20 protein-coding genes are annotated in these 22,046 nt (G+C 61.5%); 7 read left to right on the forward strand and 13 right to left on the reverse strand.

The genetic code is table 11. From position 1 onward, the window contains the following. Window positions 1–6: 6 nt before the first annotated feature. The 8 genes from AC1D2N_RS12865 to AC1D2N_RS12900 all read right to left on the reverse strand — a co-directional run bounded on the left by AC1D2N_RS12865 (window position 7) and on the right by AC1D2N_RS12900 (window position 7,450). Complete coding sequence (locus tag AC1D2N_RS12865) at window positions 7–777, reverse strand: triose-phosphate isomerase (protein ID WP_018245669.1); 771 nt, start codon at window positions 775–777, stop codon at window positions 7–9. Beyond that, window positions 774–1,550, reverse strand: coding sequence for a DeoR/GlpR family DNA-binding transcription regulator (locus AC1D2N_RS12870; protein ID WP_018245670.1), 777 nt, complete (start codon window positions 1,548–1,550; stop codon window positions 774–776). The genes AC1D2N_RS12865 and AC1D2N_RS12870 overlap by 4 nt, the downstream gene beginning before the upstream one ends. Before the next feature lie 99 nt (window positions 1,551–1,649). Further along, entirely contained in the window at window positions 1,650–2,585 is a 936-nt protein-coding gene (locus tag AC1D2N_RS12875) for a sugar-binding transcriptional regulator (RefSeq protein WP_018245671.1), read from the reverse strand. 70 nt (window positions 2,586–2,655) lie between these two features. Further along, a complete protein-coding gene (locus tag AC1D2N_RS12880; RefSeq protein ID WP_018245672.1) occupies window positions 2,656–3,588 on the reverse strand; it encodes a TIM barrel protein in 933 nt (310 codons plus the stop codon). A gap of 11 nt (window positions 3,589–3,599) precedes the next feature. Beyond that, window positions 3,600–5,111: a glycerol-3-phosphate dehydrogenase gene (locus AC1D2N_RS12885; protein WP_026188698.1), complete on the reverse strand. Its 1,512-nt coding sequence runs from the start codon at window positions 5,109–5,111 to the stop codon at window positions 3,600–3,602. A gap of 32 nt (window positions 5,112–5,143) precedes the next feature. Continuing rightward, a complete protein-coding gene (locus tag AC1D2N_RS12890) occupies window positions 5,144–6,718 on the reverse strand; it encodes an FGGY-family carbohydrate kinase (protein WP_018444791.1) in 1,575 nt (524 codons plus the stop codon). After that, window positions 6,715–7,062: a hypothetical protein gene (locus AC1D2N_RS12895; protein ID WP_162769107.1), complete on the reverse strand. Its 348-nt coding sequence runs from the start codon at window positions 7,060–7,062 to the stop codon at window positions 6,715–6,717. The genes AC1D2N_RS12890 and AC1D2N_RS12895 overlap by 4 nt, the downstream gene beginning before the upstream one ends. Before the next feature lie 184 nt (window positions 7,063–7,246). Further along, on the reverse strand, window positions 7,247–7,450 hold the full coding sequence (locus tag AC1D2N_RS12900) for a hypothetical protein (protein ID WP_245268274.1): 204 nt from the start codon (window positions 7,448–7,450) through the stop codon (window positions 7,247–7,249). 49 nt (window positions 7,451–7,499) lie between these two features. Between AC1D2N_RS12900 and AC1D2N_RS12905 the strand changes: the two genes are divergently transcribed. From AC1D2N_RS12905 to AC1D2N_RS12935, 7 genes are all read left to right on the forward strand, one after another. After that, a complete protein-coding gene (locus tag AC1D2N_RS12905; protein WP_026188699.1) occupies window positions 7,500–8,156 on the forward strand; it encodes a DUF2291 domain-containing protein in 657 nt (218 codons plus the stop codon). Beyond that, a complete protein-coding gene (locus AC1D2N_RS12910) occupies window positions 8,153–9,697 on the forward strand; it encodes a sugar ABC transporter ATP-binding protein (RefSeq protein ID WP_018245677.1) in 1,545 nt (514 codons plus the stop codon). The genes AC1D2N_RS12905 and AC1D2N_RS12910 overlap by 4 nt, the downstream gene beginning before the upstream one ends. A gap of 22 nt (window positions 9,698–9,719) precedes the next feature. Beyond that, on the forward strand, window positions 9,720–10,772 hold the full coding sequence (locus tag AC1D2N_RS12915; protein ID WP_018245678.1) for an ABC transporter permease: 1,053 nt from the start codon (window positions 9,720–9,722) through the stop codon (window positions 10,770–10,772). A gap of 111 nt (window positions 10,773–10,883) precedes the next feature. Next, on the forward strand, window positions 10,884–11,831 hold the full coding sequence (locus AC1D2N_RS12920) for a D-ribose ABC transporter substrate-binding protein (RefSeq protein WP_003550839.1): 948 nt from the start codon (window positions 10,884–10,886) through the stop codon (window positions 11,829–11,831). 150 nt (window positions 11,832–11,981) lie between these two features. Continuing rightward, window positions 11,982–12,824, forward strand: a complete 843-nt coding sequence (locus AC1D2N_RS12925; RefSeq protein ID WP_018245679.1) for a DeoR/GlpR family DNA-binding transcription regulator — start codon at window positions 11,982–11,984, stop codon at window positions 12,822–12,824. Window positions 12,825–12,861: 37 nt separating this feature from the next. Further along, the gene (locus tag AC1D2N_RS12930; RefSeq protein ID WP_018245680.1) at window positions 12,862–14,391 is read left to right on the forward strand and encodes an FGGY-family carbohydrate kinase; all 1,530 of its coding nucleotides are present in this window, start codon (window positions 12,862–12,864) and stop codon (window positions 14,389–14,391) included. A gap of 43 nt (window positions 14,392–14,434) precedes the next feature. Further along, entirely contained in the window at window positions 14,435–16,177 is a 1,743-nt protein-coding gene (locus AC1D2N_RS12935; RefSeq protein ID WP_026188700.1) for a glycerol-3-phosphate dehydrogenase/oxidase, read from the forward strand. A gap of 7 nt (window positions 16,178–16,184) precedes the next feature. Here AC1D2N_RS12935 and fba read toward each other — a convergent pair whose 3' ends face one another. The 5 genes from fba to AC1D2N_RS12960 form a co-directional block, all read right to left on the reverse strand. Continuing rightward, a complete protein-coding gene (fba, locus tag AC1D2N_RS12940; protein WP_018245682.1) occupies window positions 16,185–17,249 on the reverse strand; it encodes a class II fructose-bisphosphate aldolase in 1,065 nt (354 codons plus the stop codon). 348 nt (window positions 17,250–17,597) lie between these two features. Further along, the gene (locus AC1D2N_RS12945) at window positions 17,598–18,446 is read right to left on the reverse strand and encodes a sugar phosphate isomerase/epimerase family protein (RefSeq protein ID WP_026188701.1); all 849 of its coding nucleotides are present in this window, start codon (window positions 18,444–18,446) and stop codon (window positions 17,598–17,600) included. A gap of 11 nt (window positions 18,447–18,457) precedes the next feature. Next, window positions 18,458–19,444, reverse strand: a complete 987-nt coding sequence (locus AC1D2N_RS12950; protein ID WP_018245684.1) for an ABC transporter permease — start codon at window positions 19,442–19,444, stop codon at window positions 18,458–18,460. Next, window positions 19,444–20,472 (reverse strand): ABC transporter permease, encoded by a 1,029-nt coding sequence (locus AC1D2N_RS12955; protein ID WP_018245685.1) that lies wholly within the window; start codon window positions 20,470–20,472, stop codon window positions 19,444–19,446. The genes AC1D2N_RS12950 and AC1D2N_RS12955 overlap by 1 nt, the downstream gene beginning before the upstream one ends. Continuing rightward, window positions 20,465–21,979: a sugar ABC transporter ATP-binding protein gene (locus AC1D2N_RS12960; protein WP_018245686.1), complete on the reverse strand. Its 1,515-nt coding sequence runs from the start codon at window positions 21,977–21,979 to the stop codon at window positions 20,465–20,467. The genes AC1D2N_RS12955 and AC1D2N_RS12960 overlap by 8 nt, the downstream gene beginning before the upstream one ends. Between the last annotated feature and the right edge of the window lie 67 nt (window positions 21,980–22,046).

Below are 22,046 nucleotides of genomic sequence, written 5' to 3' on the forward strand. Positions count from 1 at the left end.
TTCTCCTCAGAGTTTGGCGGCGCATCTGGCCAGAATGTCGAGGTAGCCTTCGACATTCCAGGCCGAACGGCCGATGAAGAGCCCGTCGATATGCGGGCTCGAGATCAGTTCTTCGCAGTTCTGCGGGTTGACCGACCCGCCATAAAGGCAGGGGATCTTCCGGCCGAGCACAGCTTCGGCAACGGCGATGATTTCAGACTGGCGGGCATCCGCATAATCTGCGCTCGCCGGGATGCCCTTCTCGCCGATCGCCCAGACCGGCTCGTAGGCCAGCAGGATTTCGGCAGCCTTTTGGGCGCCCGAAAGTTTCGAAAGCGCGCCGCGCACCTGGACCGCGAGGATGTCGGCAGCCTTTCCGCTTTCGCGGTCGGAAAGCGTCTCGCCAATGCAGATCAGCGGGATGAGACCGTGGCGAACGGCCGCTTCGGTCTTCAGACCCACAGTCTCGTCGGTCTCTCCAAAATGTTCGCGCCGCTCGGAATGGCCGAGCTCGACGAGATCGAGATTGCAGTCCTTCAGCATCACCGGCGAGACTTCGCCGGTCCAGGCGCCCTGGTCGGCCCAATGCATGTTCTGAGCGCCGACCTTCACCGAGGTCTTGGCAAGCATCGCCTTGACCTCGCGCACCGCCGTGAAAGACGGAATGACGAAGCGCTGGATACGCGGGTCGCGCGCGGCATCGGCAGCTTCTAGACCGCGGGCGAAATGCTCGGCTTCAGCAAGCGTCTTGTTCATCTTCCAGCTGGTGCCAATCCAGAAGTGCGGCTTTTCGGTCATGTCGGATCCTGCGTTGATGCAATGGTGAGCGTAATGCCCGCCTGCTCAAATTCCTCCAGGACAGCAGCATCCGGTGCGCTGTCGGTGATAATCGCGTCGAAATCGGCCAGATCCGCCATGACATGCAGGGCGGTGTGGCCGATGCGCTGATGATTGACCAGAAGACAGGTCCTGGTCGATGACGCGATCATCGCCCGCTTGGCGCGCACGACGTTGTCATCCATGTGATAGGCGAGCCTGCCACTGACGGCAGGCGTTGAAATGAAGGCAATGTCGGCCCTCAGCCGCGACAGTGCCTCCTCGGTGACGACGCCGAGATAGGCGTTGAATTTCGCCGAATAGATGCCGCCAAGTGCGATCAGGGTGATGCCGGTTTCGCCTTTCAGCCGCTCCATGATCGCCGCATTGTTGGTGATCAACGTCAGCGGCCGCTTCTGCAGCAGCATTTCGCCGAGAACGGCCGCCATCGAGCCGTCGTTTACCATCACCGTCATCCCCGGCTCGACCAGCTCCAGCGCGGTCTCAGCCATTGCCAGCTTGGCCTCGTTGCCCTGGCGCTCGCGAATGCGGAAGTCGCTTTCAAACTGCGTTCCGGCATCAATGGTCGCGCCGCCGCGAACCTTGCGCAGGACGCCCGCCTGCTCGAGATCGTCGAGATCGCGATGGATCGTCATTTTTGACACGGTGAAGCGATCGGCAAGGTCGTCGAGATCGACGGTCTTGTTTTCGACGAGCAGGTTGACGATCAACTGCTGCCGCTCTTCCCGCCTCATCCTGCTCTCCACCCTCGTTTGATGTTAAGATAACAGAATATACGTGATTATCAACATAAATCATGTGATTTTGCGATAAAATGTTGTTGCCTTCGATCGCTACTTCAATAAAGCCTGCGCGGTTCGCTCGTCGGTGATCAGCCCGAAAAGACGGCGGCTATTCAGAATTGCCCGGATCGCCGCCACTTTCGCCTGTCCGCCCGCCAGCGCCACAAGCCGCTCTTTCTTGGTCTTGGGGAAAGACGCAGAGAGCGTGCGCGCCGTCAGCGCGGTATCGAGGATGTGGCCATCGGCGTCGAAAAAATGTCCGAGGATTTCGCCGACGCCGCCTGCCGCGGCAATGTCGTCAATTTCACCGGGTTCAACCATGCCGGACAAAACAAGCTGCGCCTCGGCATCGACAGTTCCCAGGCCGACGAGCTTCAGGTCGGCGTTATTAGCAAGGTCGAAGACCTCCTTGACGGCACGCTGCGCCTTCAGCACTTCACGGTCCTCGCCGGTATTGGCGAAAAAGGGAACCGGCATGACATAGGCATGGGCGCCGGTCTTTTCGGCGATGCGATGCATCACGTCATAGGGATTGGCGCCGTAGTTTCGTGTCAGGCCGCCAAGCAACGAGACGAAACGCAGGTTCTTCGCGCTCACCCTCGGCATATATTGGACGGCGGCGGAAAGCGTGCGGCCATGACCAAGGCCGATCACCGTATTGTCGCCGCGCTCAATCTCGCGCTTGAGATAGCCGGCGCCGGCATGGCCGAGTGCGCGGAGCGGCAAGCCTTCCTCGCCGAGATCGGGTGCGACCTCGCAATATTGAAGCCCGAAGCGTTCCGAAAGCCGCATTTCCAGCTCGACGCATTCGACAATATCCCCGTCGATGGTAACTTTGACGACGCCATCGGCGACCGCTCTGGCGATCAGGCGATGGGCCTTTACCGACGGCACGCCGAGGCGGCGTGCGACGTCGGACTGCGTCAGGCCACCGGCATAGTGAAGCCAGGCAGCACGCACGGCAAGGGTATCATCGGCGTCCGTCATCACGGCTCCTTTTCGAAGGTCATGCGGCGATTCCGCCGTATCGCAGTGCTGCCTTTTAAAGATCTCCGCCTCAGATGTTCAAGTCAGCGACGCCGGTGTCGATGTGCGGCGCCCAGAAGGCGACACTTTCGGCGATCTGCGGGATGACCTGGCGATCGTTCGGCTCGCGTTCCTTGAAGGAGAGTTCCAGGCAGATTTCATTGTCCTTCGCCCCACCTTCGGCCAGCGCCTGCAGCAGAGGTGCCGGCTGTATGCGGCCCTTGGCGTTGAATTCGGCGGTGAAGGGCCGGTGCCCGCCCTTGTCCATCAAGCTCTGTTTGATGTGGATGATCGGCGATACCAGCGGGACGGCCCGCGCCCAGGCGTAGGGGTCATAGTCGTCGGGATTGGCGGAGGTGATGTCGCCATGATCGATATCCGCCATCATCCACATCGGGATGGCCATTCCGGCGGATGTCAGCCGCTCCTGCAGTGACAGGCAGGCGCCGATCGTCTCGCCGAACTCGCGGCCGATGCTCATCGGCTCCCAGAACATGTAGGCGAGGCCTGCGACGCGCGCATGCTCGGCGACATCGGCCCAACAGTCGATCGCGATCTTGATCAGTTCCTCGCGTCTGGCCGGATCGTCGAAGTCCTTATAGGTGAAGATCGCAAATTGCGTGCCGACCGAGTGGCCGCCGAGATCGGCGGTGATGTCGGCAAAGGTCTTGAACCATTCGATGTAGTAGCGGCGCACATCGGCATCCGGATGTCCGAAATGGTTGAGGCGCCCATAGGGGCCTGTCATGCCCGAGGTGACCCGTACGCCGGTGCGCGTCAGCGCAGCGCTCATCGTGCGCGTCAGGCGGCGGATCACCGGCGCCTGCCAGCTCGGATTGATGAACTCGTGGGTCAGTTGGAGGTCGCGGATCCGCAAATCATGCGCAACCGTGTCGATGAGATCATCTGGGTCGGCGAAGCGGTTCACCAGCGGATTGGTATTGAGCGAAAGGGTCAGCGGCATGGCGGCATCCTTCAGGCGGCAGCAAGGCGGGTTGACGCAAACCACTCGCCAAAGGCCACGCGCTCCGCTTCGTTCAGATGGAGATAGTGTTTGGTGCGGCGATAGAGGATGTCCTCGGCCGTTTCGGCCCATTCCGTGGCGACGAGATAGCGGGCCTCGGCCTCATAGAGCTGTCCACCGAAATGCCGCCCGAGCCCTTCCATGCCTGTCGCGCCGGCAACCACATTCCTGGCGCGGGCGCCATAGAGACGGCCGTAGTGATGCACGAGCTTGCGCGGCATCCAGGGATAGATATCGCGCAGGCTGTTGGCAAAGCTCTCGTAGTCGGCATTCGGAATTTCGCCGCCCGGCAGCGGCGCTTTCTCCGTCCAGTCGCCTCCCATGTTCGGGAAGATGTGCTTCAGCCGCTGCATGCCGCGCTCGGCGAGTTCGCGGAATGTGGTGATCTTGCCGCCGAAGACGTTGAGCAGCGGAGCGCCGCCGGTCTCGTCGAGATCGAAGACATAGTCGCGGGTAACGGCCGACGGGTTGCCCTTGCCGTCGTCAAACAGCGGGCGCACGCCGGAGAAGCTGTGCAGCACATCGTGGCGGCGCAGCTTTTCCTTGAAGTAGCGATTGACCGCCTTGAGCAGATACTCGATCTCCGTCTCGTCGGCGGAAACATCCTCGGCCCGGCCTTCGTAAGCGATATCGGTCGTCCCGATCAGCGCCTTGTCGCCCTCGTAGGGATTGATGAAAATGACGCGTTTGTCGTGGTTCTGCACCAGATAGGCATTGGCACCTGCCCAGAACTTCGGCACGATGATGTGGCTGCCCTTGACGAGGCGGACGTTGCGGCCGGAGTTCGAGCCGGCGACGCGATTGATGATGTCCATCACCCAGGGGCCGGCGCAGTTCACCAGACATTTGGCACGGAAGGTTCGCGTCTCTCCCGTGGAGTTGCTTTTCGTGACCACGGTCCAACCGCCATTCTCGCGACGGGCCGACACGGCCGGCGAGCGGGTCAGCACCAGAGCGCCGTTTTCTGCTGCGCTCAACGCATTCAAGGTCACGAGGCGGGCGTCGTCGACCCAGCAATCGGAATATTCAAAGCCGCGCGTGTATTGATCGAGGATCGGCGTGCCTTCCGGGTCGCGGAGCAGGTTGAGCGTGCGGGTCCCGGGCAGCTTCTTGCGGCCGCCGAGATGATCATAGAGGAAGAGGCCGAGCCGCACGAGCCATGCGGGGCGATCCTCTGGGCTGTGCGGCAGGACGAAGCGCATCGGCCAGATGATATGCGGCGCGGCATTGAGCAGCACTTCACGCTCGATCAGCGCCTCACGCACCAGACGGAATTCGTAATATTCGAGGTAACGCAGACCGCCATGCACCAGCTTGCCCGAACGCGACGAAGTTCCCTGTGCCAGGTCGTCCTTTTCGCACAGCACGACCTTCAGGCCGCGGCCCGCAGCATCGCGTGCTATCCCCGCGCCGTTGATGCCGCCGCCGATGACGAAGAGATCCAGGAGTTCGGGTTCGGTCATGTCATGCTCCTTCGATGCCTGCTGCATCAGAATTACGCGCCCACCGGCGACGTCGTTGCGGCTTCGGCAAGCTTGTCCCAGGCGGGCGCCATTGCCTGGCGCACATCGGTATAGGCGGAAAAGAGCCGGTCGAACCGGTGGGCCTCGTTGGCATCCGGTGTCTCCGGATCGCCGAGCAGCGGCGTCACCCAGTCGGCTATGCAATCGTCCATGCTGGAATAGACGCCGACAGCCACCGCGGCCATCATCGCCACGCCGGCCGCCCCCGTCTCCTCGCGGCGCGACTGGCGGATCGGTGCGTTAACGGCGGCCGAGAGTGAACGGCGAAGGGCGAGGGAGCGTGTGGCCCCGCCCGTGAGCCGCAGCTCTTCGGGCATCGTGCCCATCGCGGCGTAGCAGTCGCGGGTGGCAAGCCCCAACCCTTCGACCACGCTGCGCAGCAGATCGGGGAAGCCGTGACGCATCGAAAGCCCGGTGAAGCCCGCGCGCGCATTGGCGTTGACGAAAGGCCCACGTTCGCCCGCTTCGGAAATATAGGGATGGTAAAGCACCGCCCCCGGTCGGCTTTCTGCAAACCAGCCGTCGATGCGCGCAATAAGGTCTGCATGCGAAGCAGGCTTACCTGCCTCGGCCATGAGATAGGCGGCGACCTCAAGGATCCAGTCGATGTTGATCGTGGCGCCCATATTCGTCTGGACCTGAGTGACGATGCCGGGGATGGGAAGGGCGATCACATAGCCGGTACCCTCACGATTGAGCTGAACGTCGGCAACGGACTTGGCGCGCAAGTGCACACCGGTCGAGCCGATCGTCGAGCAGGCGGCGTTGCGAGCGTCGCTGCGCACGCCTGCACCGAGCGCCGTCATCACCATGTCGACATAGCCGAGGCAGACCGGCGTTCCAGCAAGAAGCCCGCAGGCCTTCGCCGCCCCCGATGTCAGCGGGTGGCTGATCTCGCTGCCGTCGATGATTTCGGGCAGGAGCCCGCGCCTGTGGTCAAGGCCGAGCGCATCGATCACCACGGCATCATACTGGCGCGTTCTGAAATTGCCGAAGGTGAAACTCGCCTCCGATGGATCGGTCGCCCGCACGCCCGTGAGGTTGAGATAGAGCCAGTCCTTGCAGTGCAGCGCCGCCTCCGCCCGATCGAGAAGATCCGGCGTGAAGCGGTCCATATGGGCAAGTTGCGCGCCCTGTTGGCAAGTGTTGAGACCGGTGCCTGTCGCTTCGAAGCGGGCACGGTTCTGCGTTCCGCCGGCAAGCGACGTGACCGTCGGCGCGGCGCGCGCGTCGAGCCACAGCCAGGCATCGGCGACCGGCATATTGCCGTGGCCGACGAGCCAGGTGCCGTCGCCCTGTCCGGTAACGGCGATGGCTGCGGTGCATGATGCAAGATCAGCGACTTTTTCGCCTAGGCCCCGCAACGCGCTGGCGCAATCGAGCCAGGTCTGATCCAGCGACTGCGTTGCCGAGCCATTGTCTCCGGTGGTGTATCTGTTGCGAACGGAGGCTGTGGCAATCTGGCGCCCGGACAGATCGAAGGCGACAGCCTTGATGACCGAGGTGCCGGCATCTATGCCAATGATGATCGTCTGGGTCGATGTCATCGCAGGCCTATCTCGCCACCATCGCAAGCACCGCCGCAGGAAATACGCGCATCAAATTCATCTGAAGTCCTCCCGACCCTAAACTCATCTGGGATGATGCATCCGGCTGCCAACGTCGGCCCTTCCACGGGCAACGGCAAGCGCGCCGCCTTTGGCAGATCCCAGATCTGGCGCGCAGCCGAAACCTCCCTAGCTTCACTCGAAAAGATAACATAAAGATACCATAATGCCAGTAAGATTTTTCTAGCGATGTAATTTTTTTCAACTAAAATAGAAGAGCAAGGAGCTTGCTTCCGCGCCGCCGAGCTGTTGGCGTGCAGCATCGAAAACGGTAATGCGCGCAATGCCTGATCTGTACAATTATGCATGAAAAACAGAGAGATGCCGCCATAATTCGGTAGAATGACAAGTGTGAAGGCGTGTCATTTTTTGCTGCACCGCAGCGCGATGAACAAGATGTGAGGTCGTGCATTTCAGTCGAGTTGGCGTGAAAGTGCCGTTGACAGTTTATAAAATATATAACATCATTTACGGCATAAGTAACATACTTCTATCACGGAAGTGCGCTTCCTGATGGAGAATTTGCAGGCCCAGGCGGTTGGAGGAGACATCTGCCGGTCTTGTTGAGGAGGCTTCCAATGCGAATTTTCGTCCAGAGTTGCGCTCTTGCGGGTGGCCCGCCGGTTTCTGTTCCGGTGCGACGCAGTGCTTCAGCGCGCCTGCGATCATCATCGCGCTAGCCCTCCCCATCTTGCCATTCCAAGCCAAAGGCCGTCCGGACATGAGTACCTCGCCCGATCATGCAGCATCAAAGCCGAGCAGCGGCAATCGCGGGCTCCTTGTCAGCGCGGCGTTGGCGGTCATCGTCGTTGCAGCGATCGCGTTCGATACGACGGTCGTCAAGATCGGTTCCGAAAACGATGTCCGCCAGCAGGCGTTCTCTCCGGAAACCTTCGGCGCTGAGCAGTTCCCGAAAATCAAGGCAAATGTCGAGGAGCGGGCCGCTGCGGCCGCCGATCTCGCGGCCGCCATTGCCGCCGACAAGAAGGCGGCGGCCGAGAAATACGGCACTGCGACGAGCACCGGACCGGTCATTCCCGTCACGCTGACCGGCGTTTTCGGCGCCCGCAAGTCGAACACCAACGAAATGAAGATCGATGGGTTGCCTCCCGAGACGGTGGTCCGTGTCCAGACCGGCCCTGCGGTCAACGGCACGGACCTCCGCGACGCAACCGGCACCATCGAATTCGGCCAGTTTACCAACCAGATCCAGTATCAGGATGCCGGATCGGCCATCAATAACGAGATGAAGAAGGCGGTTTTTGCGGGCATGGATCCTGACGCCCTGGACGGAAAGCAGGCGACCGTCGTCGGCGTCTTCAAGCTCATCAACCCGAAGAACTGGCTCGTCACGCCGGTGAAGGTCGAGCTCAAATGAGCCAGCCGCAACGTAGCAACGGGGCGAAAGGCGAGGTCGTCCTCGCAGCGCGCAACATCGCAAAATCCTACGGCAGCGTTCACGCCCTCAAGGGAGTGAACTTCGACATTCATCGCGGCCAGGTCACAACGCTGTTCGGAGAGAACGGCGCGGGCAAGTCGACGTTGATGAAGATCCTTTCGGGTGTCGCGCAGCCAAGCTCCGGCGAGATCATTCTCGACGGCTCGCCGATCAGCTTTAGCTCGTCGACCCATGCGCGCGAGTGCGGGATCTCCATCATCCATCAGGAGCTCAGCCTCGCCCCCAATCTCAGTGTCCGTGACAATATTTTCATGGGCCGGGAGATCATCAAGGGTGGTGTCGTCGACTTCGCTGAAGAGGAGCGTCAGACCCGGGCGCTCATGGAAGAGCTCGAGGAAGACATCGATCCGCAGACGCGCGTCGAGGATCTTCGCCTCGGCCAGCAGCAGATCGTCGAAATTGCGCGGGCACTCTCCATCAATTCGCGCATCCTGATCATGGACGAGCCGACCTCGGCGCTGAGCGCGACGGAGGTGGAAGTGCTCTTCAAAGTCATCCACGACCTGACGAGCCGCGGCGTGTCGATCGTCTACATCTCGCATCATCTGGAAGAGGCGCTACAGATCACCAATCACGCCGTCGTTCTGCGCGACGGAAACATGACCGCCTATGCCGAGCGCAAGGATATCGATCTCGAATGGATCGTCCGCAACATGGTCGGCGAGAATTTCGACCTTGGCAGCCCGCCGCAAGGTCATCCGTTCGGAAACGTCTCGCTTTCCATCGAAAACCTCAGTGTCCCCGGCCCCTCCGGCGCTGCCTATAATGCGGTCGATCGTCTGTCTCTCAAGGTGCGTGCCGGTGAGATCGTCTGCATCTACGGGCTGATGGGCGCCGGGCGCACGGAACTGCTCGAATGCATTGCCGGACGTCTGCGCGCAAGTGGCGGACAGGTTCTGCTCGAAGGACAGGACGTCAGTGGGCTCAGCATCGCCGGGCGCATTGCCAGCGGTCTCGTGCTTGTGCCGGAAGATCGCCAGCGCGACGGCCTCGTCCAGACGATGACGGTCGGCTCCAATCTGTCGCTTGCGAGTATCCGCGCCTTCACCAAAGGGCTTTTCACCTCCGGCCATCGGGAGCGCGATCTCGTCAATGACGCGATCCGGCGGGTGCATGTGAAAACCGATGGCGGTTCAGCTTCGATCGGCTCGCTCTCCGGCGGCAACCAACAGAAGGTCGTCATCGGCAAGATGCTGGCAACCCAGCCAAAGGTCATCCTGCTCGATGAGCCAAGCCGCGGCATCGACATCGGCGCCAAGGCGGAAGTTTTCAAGTTGCTCGCGGAGCGCGCCAAGCAGGGATTGGCGGTCATCTATTCGACGTCCGAAGTCAATGAATGCCTGAGTATCGCGCACCGCATCATCGTCATGCATCGCGGCAGGATATCGGCCGAGTTCGGCTCGGATGTCACCAAGGAAAAGATCATGGCCGCCTCCGGCGAAGCCGTGGTCGCGCACTAGCCTGGATTATGGAGCACTGATTATGTCAGTCACGAACGTCACCGAAAAGAAATCAGTTTCCAGCGGGCAGAAGCGCAATACCAATATCGTGCGTCTCATCCTGGAAGGCCGGGCCTTCTTCGCGCTGATCGTCATCATCGCGGTCTTTTCGTTCCTGTCGCCCTATTACTTCACGCTGAACAACTTCCTGATCATGGCGTCGCATGTCGCGATCTTCGGCATTCTGGCGATCGGCATGCTGCTCGTCATCCTGAATGGCGGCATCGATCTGTCGGTCGGCTCGACACTCGGGCTTGCAGGCTGCATCGCCGGTTTCCTGATGCAGGGGGTCACGCTCACCTATCTCGGCGTCATCCTCTATCCGCCGGTCTGGGCCGTCGTCGTCATCACATGTGCGCTCGGTGCGCTGGTCGGTGCGGTCAACGGCGTGCTGATCGCTTATCTCAAGGTGCCGGCCTTCGTCGCCTCGCTGGGCGTGCTCTACGTGGCCCGCGGTATCGCGCTCCTGATGACCAACGGCCTGACCTACAACAATCTCGGCGGCCGTCCGGAACTCGGCAATACCGGCTTCGACTGGCTGGGCTTCAACCGGCTCGCAGGCATTCCGATCGGGGTCATCGTGCTTGCGGTTCTCGCCATCGTTTGCGGCATCGTGCTGAGCCGCACTGCCTTCGGCCGCTGGCTCTACGCCTCAGGTGGTAACGAGCGTGCCGCCGACCTCTCCGGCGTCCCGGTCAAGCGCGTGAAGATCATCGTCTATGTGCTTTCGGGCGTCTGTGCAGCGATCGCCGGCCTGGTCCTCTCTTCGCAGTTGACCTCTGCTGGTCCGACGGCAGGCACAACCTACGAACTGACGGCGATCGCAGCCGTGGTCATCGGCGGCGCGGCGCTGACCGGCGGCCGCGGTACGGTTCGCGGCACCATGCTCGGCGCCTTCGTTATCGGCTTCCTTTCGGACGGCCTCGTGATCATCGGCGTCTCGGCCTACTGGCAGACGGTATTCACCGGCGCGGTGATCGTTCTCGCCGTCCTCATGAACAGCATCCAATACGGCCGCCGGGTCAAATCGTCCTGACGGCTGAGACCGAAACTTATCCACGACGGCAGGCTGGAGTCCACGAAGCCGATTGGGGAAAGCACTGCCGGATCCCCGGCAATAACTGAACTCACAAATGGGAGAGAGACTATGTTTAAGAAAGGCATGCGCATACTTCTGGCCGCCGCGGCAGTAGCACCGCTTCTTGCAAGCTCCGCTTGGGCAGCGGGCATGATGACGATCATCGTCAACGATCCGTCGAATCCCTATTGGCTGACGGAAGGCAATGTCGCCAAGGCAACCGCCGAAAAGCTGGGCTACACGGCCTCGGTCAACGCCCACAAGGGTGACACCAATACCGAAAGCAACCTGATCGATACGGCGATCACCAACAAGTCGGTGGCGATCATCCTCGACCCGGCAAACGCCGACGGTTCCGTCGGTGCGGTCAAGAAGGCCGTTGCTGCCGGCATCCCGGTCATCCTCGTCAACGCCGAGATCAACCAGGAAGGCCTAGCCAAGGCGCAGCTTGTTTCCAACAACGCACAGGGTGCCGCCCTCGGCGCGCAGCAATGGGTCGAAGCGATCGGCGACAAGGGCAACTATGCCGAACTCTTCGGCGCGCCGTCCGACAACAACGCGGCAACGCGTTCGAATGGCTACGAGACTGTCCTTTCGCAGTATCCGGATCTGAAGAAGGTCGCCAAGGAAGTTGCCAACTGGGACCGCACCCAGGGCCACAACAAGATGCAGTCCATGCTGCAGGCCAACCCGGATATCGTCGGCGTCATCTCGGGCAATGACGAAATGGCGCTCGGCGCGATCGCCGCACTCAAGGAAGCCGGCAAGCTCGCCAATGTGAAGGTCGGCGGCTTCGACGGTTCTCCGGATGCAGTTGCTGCCATCAAGGCGGGCGAACTCCAATACACCGTCCTCCAGCCGGTTGCCGTCTTCTCCGAAGAAGCCGTCAAGCAGGCAGACAACCTGATCAAGACGGGTAACACGGGTGCCAAGAGCGAAAAGCAGCTCTTCGATTGCCTGTTGATCACCAAGGACAACATCGACAAGTACACCGGCCCGTTCGTTCTGGCGCAGTAAACGGTAAAAGGGCGCTCGCAAGAGCGCCCTCATTTTCATGCTGGAAGCGATGGCCTGCGGTCCAACCGCCGGTTGCGTTTCGCCTTTTTGCCTTGGCGCGGCAATCACTGTACGAAGCTGGGATCCATAGTTCAGCGACAGGGGTGACCCGTGACACAGAAGACCAGCCGGGACGACCATCTGTTGGACCAGCTCACCAGCGACAGCAGGCAGACGCGCCAGATCGCGCGCCGCCGCATGATTGCAGAGGCCGTGATGGGTGAAGGCTCGATGCGGATTGAAGACCTGACCGACCGCTTTGGGATCAGCCTGATGACGGCTCACCGCGATGTCGATGAGCTCGTCAGCCGCGGCCTCTTCAGGAAGACGCGCGGCATCGTCACGGCGGCGGCGACCAATCTCATCGAATCCAGCGACGTCTATCGCTCCAACCGCCAGTCGGTGGAAAAGAAGCTGATCGCCGAGGCGGCAATGCAATTCGTCGAACCGGGACAGGCGATCTTTTTCGATGACTCGACCACGGTACTTCAGATGGCGGCGCACCTGCCTTCGAAGGTGCCGGTCACCGCAATTACCAATTCCCTGACATTGATGAATGCGCTGACGGGCCTGCACGACGTCACGCTGCTCGCCCTCGGCGGCCAATATTACAATTGGTGCAATGCCTTCATGGGTCGCATAACCATCAACGAGATCAAGGCACTCAGGGCAGATGTCGCGTTCATCTCGATGTCGGCGATCAGCGATGGCACGGTGCTGCACCAGTCCCCTGAAACAGTCGATACCAAGCGCGCCATGTTCGACTGTTCCGTAAAACGCATCCTGCTTGCCGATCATACAAAGTTCGAACGGCGTGCACTCCACAGTTTCGCAGCACTGGATGAGTTCGACGTCGTTATCGTCGACGACAAGACCCAGCCGGTGCACATCGACCGCATGCGGTCCAGAGATATCAACGTGGTCATTGCCAAGGGCGCCGGAGGGCGCTCCTGACGGCACGGGCCGGTTGTCCCTCGTGAGGTAAACGGGAATGCCGACACTGCTCGGGATCGATAGTGGTTTGACAGTCACCAAGGCGGTCATCTTCGATGTCGACGGCACGCCGCTTGCAGCCGCCCGGCGCCGGGTGACGCAGTTCATTCCGAAGGCCCGCCATATCGAGCGCGACATGGATGAATTGTGGAACGCGACGGCCGATGCCATCCGCGAAGCGATTTCACTCAGCGGGCGGCCGGCAAGCGACATAGCGGGCATTGCCGCTACCGCGCACGGAGACGGCATCTACCTGCTCGATCACGCCCGGAAGCCGCTCGGCCGGGCCATTCTCTCGCTGGACAGCCGGGCAGGGGCGATCGTCGACCCGTGGACGAAAAGCGACGTCGCCGACCTGGCGATCGAACTGACGGGGCAGATCCCGCACGTCTCCGCGCCATCGGCATTGCTTGCCTGGATCCGCGAAATCGAGACTGAGCGCTATAAGCGCATCGGCCATTTCTTCAGCTGCAAGGACTGGCTGCGGTTCTGCCTGACCGGGACCATCGGTACGGACCGCACCGAAGCCAGCACCTCCTTCACCAATGTCAAGACGCAGAACTACAGTGAGGACGCCCTGCGGCTGTTTGGATTGCAGGATCTCGTCCACGCCTTGCCACCAGCCTCGCGCTCTGACCAGATCGTCGGACGCGTGACCCGTGAAGCCGCGCAACTGACGGGCCTCGCCGAAGGAACGCCTGTCGTTGCCGGTCTGCACGACGTCACGGCCTCGGCGCTCGGGGCAGGGGGTTATGCCAAGGGCGTTGTCGCGGTCATTGCTGGGACCTATTCGATCAACGAGACGCTTTCGTCGGAACCGCGTGTCGACCGGCGCTGGTTCTGCCGCAACGGGATTGCACCCGGCATCTGGAACAGCATGTCGATCTCCCCGGCATCGACAGCGAACTACGACTGGTTTCTCGACACGCTCTGCGCTGCCGAACGGAAGAATGGCGAGGTGCAAGGCAACTCGATCCACGCCCTGCTGGCGCCCGAGATCGAGGCCGCCTTCGAGCGCCCCTCGACCGCGCTCTTCCATCCCTATCTGTTCGGCTCGCCCTATGGCGCGGCGGCCAGCGCCGGCTTCTTCGGGCTCGGTGGATGGCACGACCGCGGCGACATGCTGCGCGCCGTGCTTGAGGGCATCGCTTTCAATCATCGCATTCATGTCGACGCGCTTCGCGACGGCTTTGCCTTCGATCAGGCGCGGCTCGCCGGGGGCATCTCGCGCAACCCTGCCGTCGTGCAGATGTTTGCCGATGTGCTTGGCATGCCGGTCACGGTAACCGAGACGGATGAGGCGGCCGCCTGGGGTGCTGCGCTTTGTGCCGGGTCGGGTGCTGGGGTCTTCGCCGATCCGCAGAGCGATCCGCGCGACACGGCCGCCATCGCAAAGACTTGCCGGCCGGATGCGGCGCGCAGCGCGGATTATGAAAAGCGTTACCAGGTGTTCCGCGACATTGCCGACGCGATGATCCCCCTTTGGCCTAGGATTGCCGCGCTTGCGCCGGAACAATCGGCAAACTGAAAAGACAAATGCCTGCTGCGGCGGGCAATTTAGGACGACGAGCATGACCCCCGATTTGCAGCAGCGCTTCTCGAATCCCGGCGAGAACGATATCGACGTTTTGATCATCGGGGCGGGCATCAACGGCGCCGGCCTGTTCCGCGACCTCTCGCTACAGGGTGTCAATTGCCTGATCGTCGACAAGGCCGACTTTGGTTCCGGCACGAGCGCCGCACCATCGCGGCTCATTCACGGCGGCCTGAAATATCTTGAAACGGGTGAGTTCGGACTGGTTGCGCAATCGACGCTTGAGCGCAACCTCCTGCTCAAGAACGCGCCGCATTGCGTCGAGCCACTGCCGACCTTCATTCCGGTCTTTTCCTGGACCCGCGGTATCTGGGCAGCGATCAGAACGCTCTTCGGGTCGAAGACGGCGCCACGCAGCCGTGGAGCCGTGCTCATCAAGATCGGGCTTCGGCTCTATGACTTTTTCGGTTCACGCGACCAGGTCATGCCGCGCCACCGGCTGATCTTGAAGAAACAGGCGCGCAAGGAAATGCCGCATGTAACCCCCGCCATCGTCGCCGGCGGCATCTATTACGATGCCAAGATCAGCAGGCCGGAGCGACTCGTCTATGAGCTCGTGAGCGATGGTCTCGATGCGAACGCGCGGAGCCTCGCGGCAAATTTCGCGACACTGGCTGCCGTTTCAGAGGGGCATTTGACCTTCCGGCAGCCCGATGGTCGCGATGTCACCGTTGCTCCCAAACTGGTCGTCAATGCGGCAGGTCCCTGGATCGATCACGTCAACACTTTACTCGGTGCCCCATCGCACCTGATCGGCGGCACCAAGGGTTCCCATATCCTGCTTGACCATCCCGAGCTGGTGCGAAGCCTCAACGGCCACATGATCTATTTCGAGGCCGACGACGGCCGAATCTGCCTGGTCTACGACTATCTCGGGCTGGCACTTGTTGGTTCGACCGACATTCCGGCGGATGATCCGGACAATGTCCGCTGCGAGGAGCCGGAAACCGAGTATTTTCTCGAAAGTGTCCGCTCGCTGCTGCCGACGCTCCGCATCGATCGCGACCAGGTCGTTTACAGCTATAGCGGTATCCGCCCGCTGCCGGCGTCAGATGCGGCAGCACCGGGGCTAATCAGCCGTGATCACTCCGCGCCGGTGAAGGAGCCAGAGAGCGGCAGACCGTTTCCGATCATTTCGCTGGTCGGAGGCAAGTGGACGACGTTCCGTGGCTTTGCGGAAGAGGTCGCCGACACCGTTCTCTCCCGGCTGCAGCGCAGCCGCAGCCAGTCGACACGCTATCTGGCGGTCGGCGGCGGCAAGGCCTTTCCGGCTGATGCCCAGCAACGTAGCGCCTGGATCAGGGATACCGCATCACGCAGCGGCGTTGCCGCCGAGCGTGCCGACGAACTGCTCGCCCGCTACGGCACGACGGCCGCAGCCCTGCTTTCTTCTCCTTCAGGCTATACCGACGAGCAGCGCCTGGCGGGTGCGCCGCGTTACAGTCTCCGCGAGATCGACTGGATCGCCCGGAACGAAATCGTCGTCCACCTGTCGGACATCGTGATGCGTCGTACGACGCTTGCGATCGAGGGCCGGTTGACGCTGGAAGGCCTGCGGGAAATCGCCGGCGTTGCCGGGGCAGCGCTCGATTGGAATGCCGAACGAACGGCAAGCGAAATCCAGGACGTTGTCAGCCAGCTGGGCCGCTTCCACGGCCAAGCACTGACAGGCAAGGTTGCCGCCGAGCCGGAAAAGACACCGCGCCCGGCCTCGGGCTAACCCAGTTTCAGGAGAAAGCCGGATCGAGGGAACCGGACTTGTAACGCTTCGCCATTTCCGAAACGGGGAGGGGCGTGATGCGGCCGGCCATGCCGGCGGTGCCGAACTGTTCGAAGCGTTCCTTGCAGAGCTTGGTCAGCGCCGTCATCGCCGGCTTCAGATATTTGCGCGGATCGAACTCGCTTGGATCTTCCTGCAGCACGCGGCGGATCTGGCCGGTCATCGCCATTCTGCCGTCGGTGTCGATGTTGACCTTGCGCACGCCGTTCTTGATGCCGCGCTGGATTTCCTCGACCGGCACTCCCCATGTCGGTTTCATCTGGCCGCCATACTTGTTGATGATCTCCTGCAGTTCGATCGGGACCGAGGACGAGCCATGCATGACGAGATGTGTGTTCGGAAGCTTGCGGTGAATTTCTTCGATGACGTTCATCGCCAGTACCGAACCGTCCGGCTTGCGGGTGAACTTGTAGGCGCCATGCGATGTGCCCATCGCGATGGCGAGCGCATCGACCTTGGTTTCGCGCACGAACTTCACCGCTTCGTCCGGGTCGGTCAGCAGCTGGTCATGCGAAAGCTTGCCCTCGGCGCCGTGGCCGTCCTCGGCCTCGCCCATGCCGGTCTCGAGAGAACCGAGAACACCGAGTTCGCCTTCCACTGAGATGCCGCCGAAATGCGCCATGTCAGTCACCATCTTGGTGACGCCGACATTATAGGCCCAGTCGGCGGGCGTCTTGGCGTCCGCCTTCAGTGAACCATCCATCATTACCGAGGTGAAGCCCGCCTGGATCGCCGTCATGCAGTTGGAGGGATCGTTGCCGTGATCGAGATGCACGCAGACTGGAATATGCGGATAGATTTCAACGACGGCATCCATCATGTGCTTCAGCATGATGTCATTGGCATAGGCGCGGGCTCCGCGCGACGCCTGCATGATAACCGGCGCCTGGCACGCATCCGCGGCCTCCATGATGGCGAGCGCCTGCTCCATGTTGTTGATGTTGAAAGCGGGAACGCCGTAGCCTTCCTCCGCAGCATGGTCGAGCAGTTGCCTCAGCGTAATGCGTGCCATCCAAGATTCCCCCATATCGATGGTCGATCGAAACGCCGCCATCTCTTTGAAACTAGAGCCCGGGCGCGGGCCGTTCAAGCGCCTTATTTTAACAGGCAAAATGGCATAGGGGGAGGAAAGTAACAAGCATCAATAACAATATCACAAACAGTATGATATTTCTCAAGAGTCATTTCGCATGCACGAGCCGAATGAAATTCGGTGCCTGTGCTGAAGAGACGGGCGTCACGCCCCTTGCCGGCGATGGCAAGAACTCTTCAGCCAGACACCCGTGCGGCCGCTGCGGTTATGGCTTGTCGTTGATGGCAGTCGGCCAACAGGGGAATTCGGAATATCCGGCAAACCGGGTCAGATGAGACCGTATTGTTCCGCCTTATTGCGCAGGAACGGCAGGCCCTTGTCCATGACCTCTTCCATATCGCGTGCAACGGGGCGCCAGACGGCCAGGCCATAGGCGACCTCAGGCGGCATGTTGATGAAGCTTTCCATCGCAAGCCCGCCCTTGAAGCCGATTGCGGCGAGCGCGGCATAGATCGCATCCCACGGGATGTTGCCGTAGCCCGGTGTGCCGCGGTCGCTTTCCGAAAGATGGATGTACTTCAGGTGATCGCGGGCGATCAGGATGCCATTTGCCGCACCCTTTTCCTCGATATTCATGTGGTAGGTGTCGAGGTGAACGAAGATGTTATCCGCGCCGACGCGCTCCACCATCTCGACGGCCTGCTGCGCCGAGTTGATCAGGTGGTTCTCATAGCGGTTCACGGCCTCGACGCCGAGCTGGATGCCGTGCTTCCTAGCATGCTTTGCCGCTACGTCGAGCACCTTGGCGATGTTGTCGTATTCGCCCTGCGTCGGTGGCACGCCGGTGCGCTCGCCGATGCCGCCGAAGATGACGCCGGACAGGGCCTCGGCGTTCATTTCTGCAGTCTTTTCGATCGCAACCTTCAGGTGCTCGATTGCGGCATCCGGGCGGACCGAGGCCCAGGCATGTTCCGGCAGGCCGAGCGAGCAGACGGCGCGCAGCTTATTCTTTTCAAGCAGGGCGCGGGTATGTTTGGCATCGACGGCAGGCGCGTTCAGCAGCGCGATCTCGATGAAATCCATCTTGTAGTGCACGGCTCCGGCAATCGCCTTTTCGGCACCTGCGCGATCCCAGTTCATGGTCCACATGCTGGTGTGAACGCCGAAACCTTCCATGATCGTATCTCCTATTTCACGATTCTGATGAACTTGGCCGAGAACCACCGCAGCACCATCACGACGATGAGCAGGATACCCCAGACGGCAGTGGTGAGGTGCTGGTTGGCGCCGAGCAGGTTGAGCCCCGAAGAGAGAAGCTGCAGCACGATGAGCGCCACGAAGACGGGCAGGACGCGGCCGAAGCCGCCGAAAGGATTGATGCCGCCGAGAAAGCAGGCGAGCACGGTGATCAGCAGATAGGACTCGCCGTGGCCGACGCGCACCGAATTGAAGCGCGCAAGCATGATGATGCCGGCAACCGCAGCCATCACGCCGGAAAGCATATAGACCAGCACCAGAACCTTGCGGGTGTTGATGCCGGAATAGCGGGCAGACTCGATATTGGAGCCGATCATGTAGGTGGAAAAGCCGAGCTTGGAGCGCGAGAGTAGAATGTGGCTGGCGATTACGCAGGCGATCAGGATCAACAAAGGTACCGGGATGCCGAGGATGCTGCCGTGGCCGATCGGAGCGATGAAGGTAGGGAAGCCCGAGATATCGCCGCCGCGCGTCAGGAACTCGCCGAGGCCGCGCAGAAAGATCATCATCGACAGCGAAACGAGGATCGGATGGGCGCGGGTAAAGGCGATGACGAGGCCCATGACCAGGCCGCTGGCGGCACCGACGGCAAGCGCCAGAGCCGAGCCGAGCAGGAAGGCGCCCGGGCCGGCATCGATGCCGCCATTGGCCTGCAGCGTCCAGGCGAGCGTCAGGCCGGCGATGTTGGCGGTGAAGGTGATCGCAAGGTTGAGGCCGCCGGTGAGGATCGGCATCAGCATGGCAAGCGTCAGAACACCCAGCTCGGGAAGCTGAAAGGCGACCGATCCGAAGGTCGCGCCCGTCAGGAAATGCGGCGAGGCGAAACTGAAGACGACAAGCACGGCCGCCAGCGCGGCGAGGGGACCGGCCATGTCGGCCCCGAAGATGGCGTTGAAGCGGGCGGCAAGCGCGTTCATCAGCTCTCTCCCCTGCCTGCAGGCCTGTCACCGGTCGATTTCCGGGTCGCAAACACTGGCACCAGATTGCCGATGCGGGCGCTCGACAAGGTGATCGCAACGAGGATGATCGCGCCGACGATCATCTTGAAGGCGAAGGGCGAGACGCCCATCAGGTTGAGGCCGTTCTGGGTGATCGAGACGAGCAGCACGCCCAGCACGCAACCGAGCACCGAGCCCTTGCCGCCGCCCAGCCGCGCCCCACCGAGCACCACGGCAGCGAGCACATCGAGTTCGCGGCCGTAGAGTGCGTTCGGCACGACCTCCTGCGCATAATGCGCCTGCATGAGCCCGGCGATGCCTGCCATCAACCCAAGCCAGCCGAAGGCGATGAACTGCATGGCGCCGATATTGATGCCGAAGCGGCGCGCGCCTTCCGGATTGTCGCCGAAGGCGTAGAGCTGCCGGCCGGTCGTCGTGCGGGTAATGAAGAACCATGTGGCGAGCGTGCAGACGGCCATGACCACAACCGGCAAGGTGATCTCAGCCCAGCTCCCATCGGCCATTTCGCGCTCGTAGATGATGACGCGGCTCGTCAGCCAGTCGGGCAGATTGTAGATCGACACCCCCTTGGTGAAAAACATCAGCAAGCCGAAATAGACGTTGAAGGTCGCGATCGTCGCGACGATCGAGATGATGCGGAAGCGGTGGATCAGGAAGGCGTTGATCACGCCGAGCACGATGCCGATGCCGGCCGCAATCAGGAAGCCGGATACCCATCCACCCCCGCCGATCCTCTCGAGCGCAAGTGCAGTGACGTATTGCACGATCGAGGCTGCGACCGCGAAGGAGATGTCGATCCCGCCTGATATCAGCACCACGAGCAGGCCAACGGCAAAGATAATGTTGACCGCGCTGATATTGAGCAGGTCGAAGACATTGCCGAGCGTGAAGAAACGGTCGGTCATGAGAGCAAGAACAATGCTCATAGCGATGATGACGGCAAACAGCACGAATTCAGTCGTATGGGACAGGAACAGCTTACGCATAGACCGCCGCCTCCAGGTCTTTCAGCGTAGTCGCGCGCGGATCATGCCAGCCGGCGATGCGGCCCTTTTCCATATGGATGATCCGATCGGCGTTGAAATAGACCTCCGGCACCTCGTCCGAAATCAGGATGATCGCCAGCCCCGCCTCGGCGAGGCGTGCAACGATTTCGAAGATGCCGGCGCGCGCGCCGACATCGACGCCGACCGTGGGCGCATCGAGGATCAGCACCTTTGGATCGGTGGCGAGCCATTTGGCGATCGCGACGCGCTGCTGGTTGCCGCCCGAAAGCGTCGAGATCGCATCGTCCTGCTTGCCGATCCTGACGCCGAGATCGGCGATCCAGCGCGCGACCAGCGAGCGCTTCTTTTCCGGCGAGATGAGCCGGCCGCCTAGGATACGGTTGAGGGAGGCCATGACCAGATTGTCGGCGATGGATTGCGGCTGGTTGAGACCGAGCGAAAGGCGGTCTTCGGAGAGATAGGCGACGCCTGAGGTGATCGCCTCGCGGTTGGAGGCAAAGCGCACCGGCTTTCCCTCCAACACGATCGTTCCGGCGGCGGGCCGGCGCATGCCGAACAGCGTGAGCGCGAGTTCGGTGCGCCCGGAGCCGAGCAGGCCGGTGATTCCGAGGGTCTCGCCACGGCGCAGATCGAAGGAGATGTCCTCGAACTCGCCAGGCCGGGAAAGCTTGCTTACAGAAAGCAGGACCGGGTTGTGCGACAGGTCGCGGGCGCGAACATTCTGGTCGAAGGTGCGCCCGGTCATCAGCTCGGTGATCTTAGACTGGGTCATGCCTTCCACCGGATAGACACCGACCAGCGCACCATCGCGCAGCACCGTGATGCGCGAGGAAATTTCCAGCACTTCCGCAAGGCGATGGCTGACGAAGACCACGGCAACGCCCGAAGCCGACAGCGTGCGCACGATCGCCAGCAGATGATCGGTCTCAGACTGGGTGAGCGAGGCGGTCGGCTCGTCCATGAAGACGATGCGGGCCTCTCCGACCAGCGCGCGGGCGATGGCGACGATCTGACGCTGCGCGATGGCGAAGTCCTTGAGAGGCCTGTCGACGTCGAGGGTAATGCCGAGCCGGGCGAGTGCCTCCTCGGCTGTTCCGCGGATCGCGGCATAATTGACGAAGCGCGGGCGCGAACCGGAAAGGGTCTGGAAGGCGATGTTTTCGGCCACGCTCATTTCCGGAAAGAGCGCGAGGTCCTGCCAGATGATCTGGATGCCGCGGGACTGGGCCATGCCAGGCGTCATGAGGGATATCGTCTCACCGTCGAAGACGATCTCGGCGCCGTCTGCAGGCCGATAGACGCCTGATATCACCTTGATAAGGGTGCTCTTGCCGGAACCATTCTCGCCGGCCAAGCAATGCACCTCGCCGGGCAGGACTTCGAAGGAGACGTTTTTCAGCGCCTTCACACCGCCGAATGTCATGTTGATGCCGCGAAGCGAAAGAAGCGGCTGGGCCTTCACACCATCATCCGTTGCCATGCTCATGCCGGTTGCCTGTCCAGTCGAATGCCATGAAAGGTCAATGGTCCAGCCATGGTCGGATATCGCTCTT

This window comes from Rhizobium sp. P1_B8 (genome assembly GCF_056406515.1).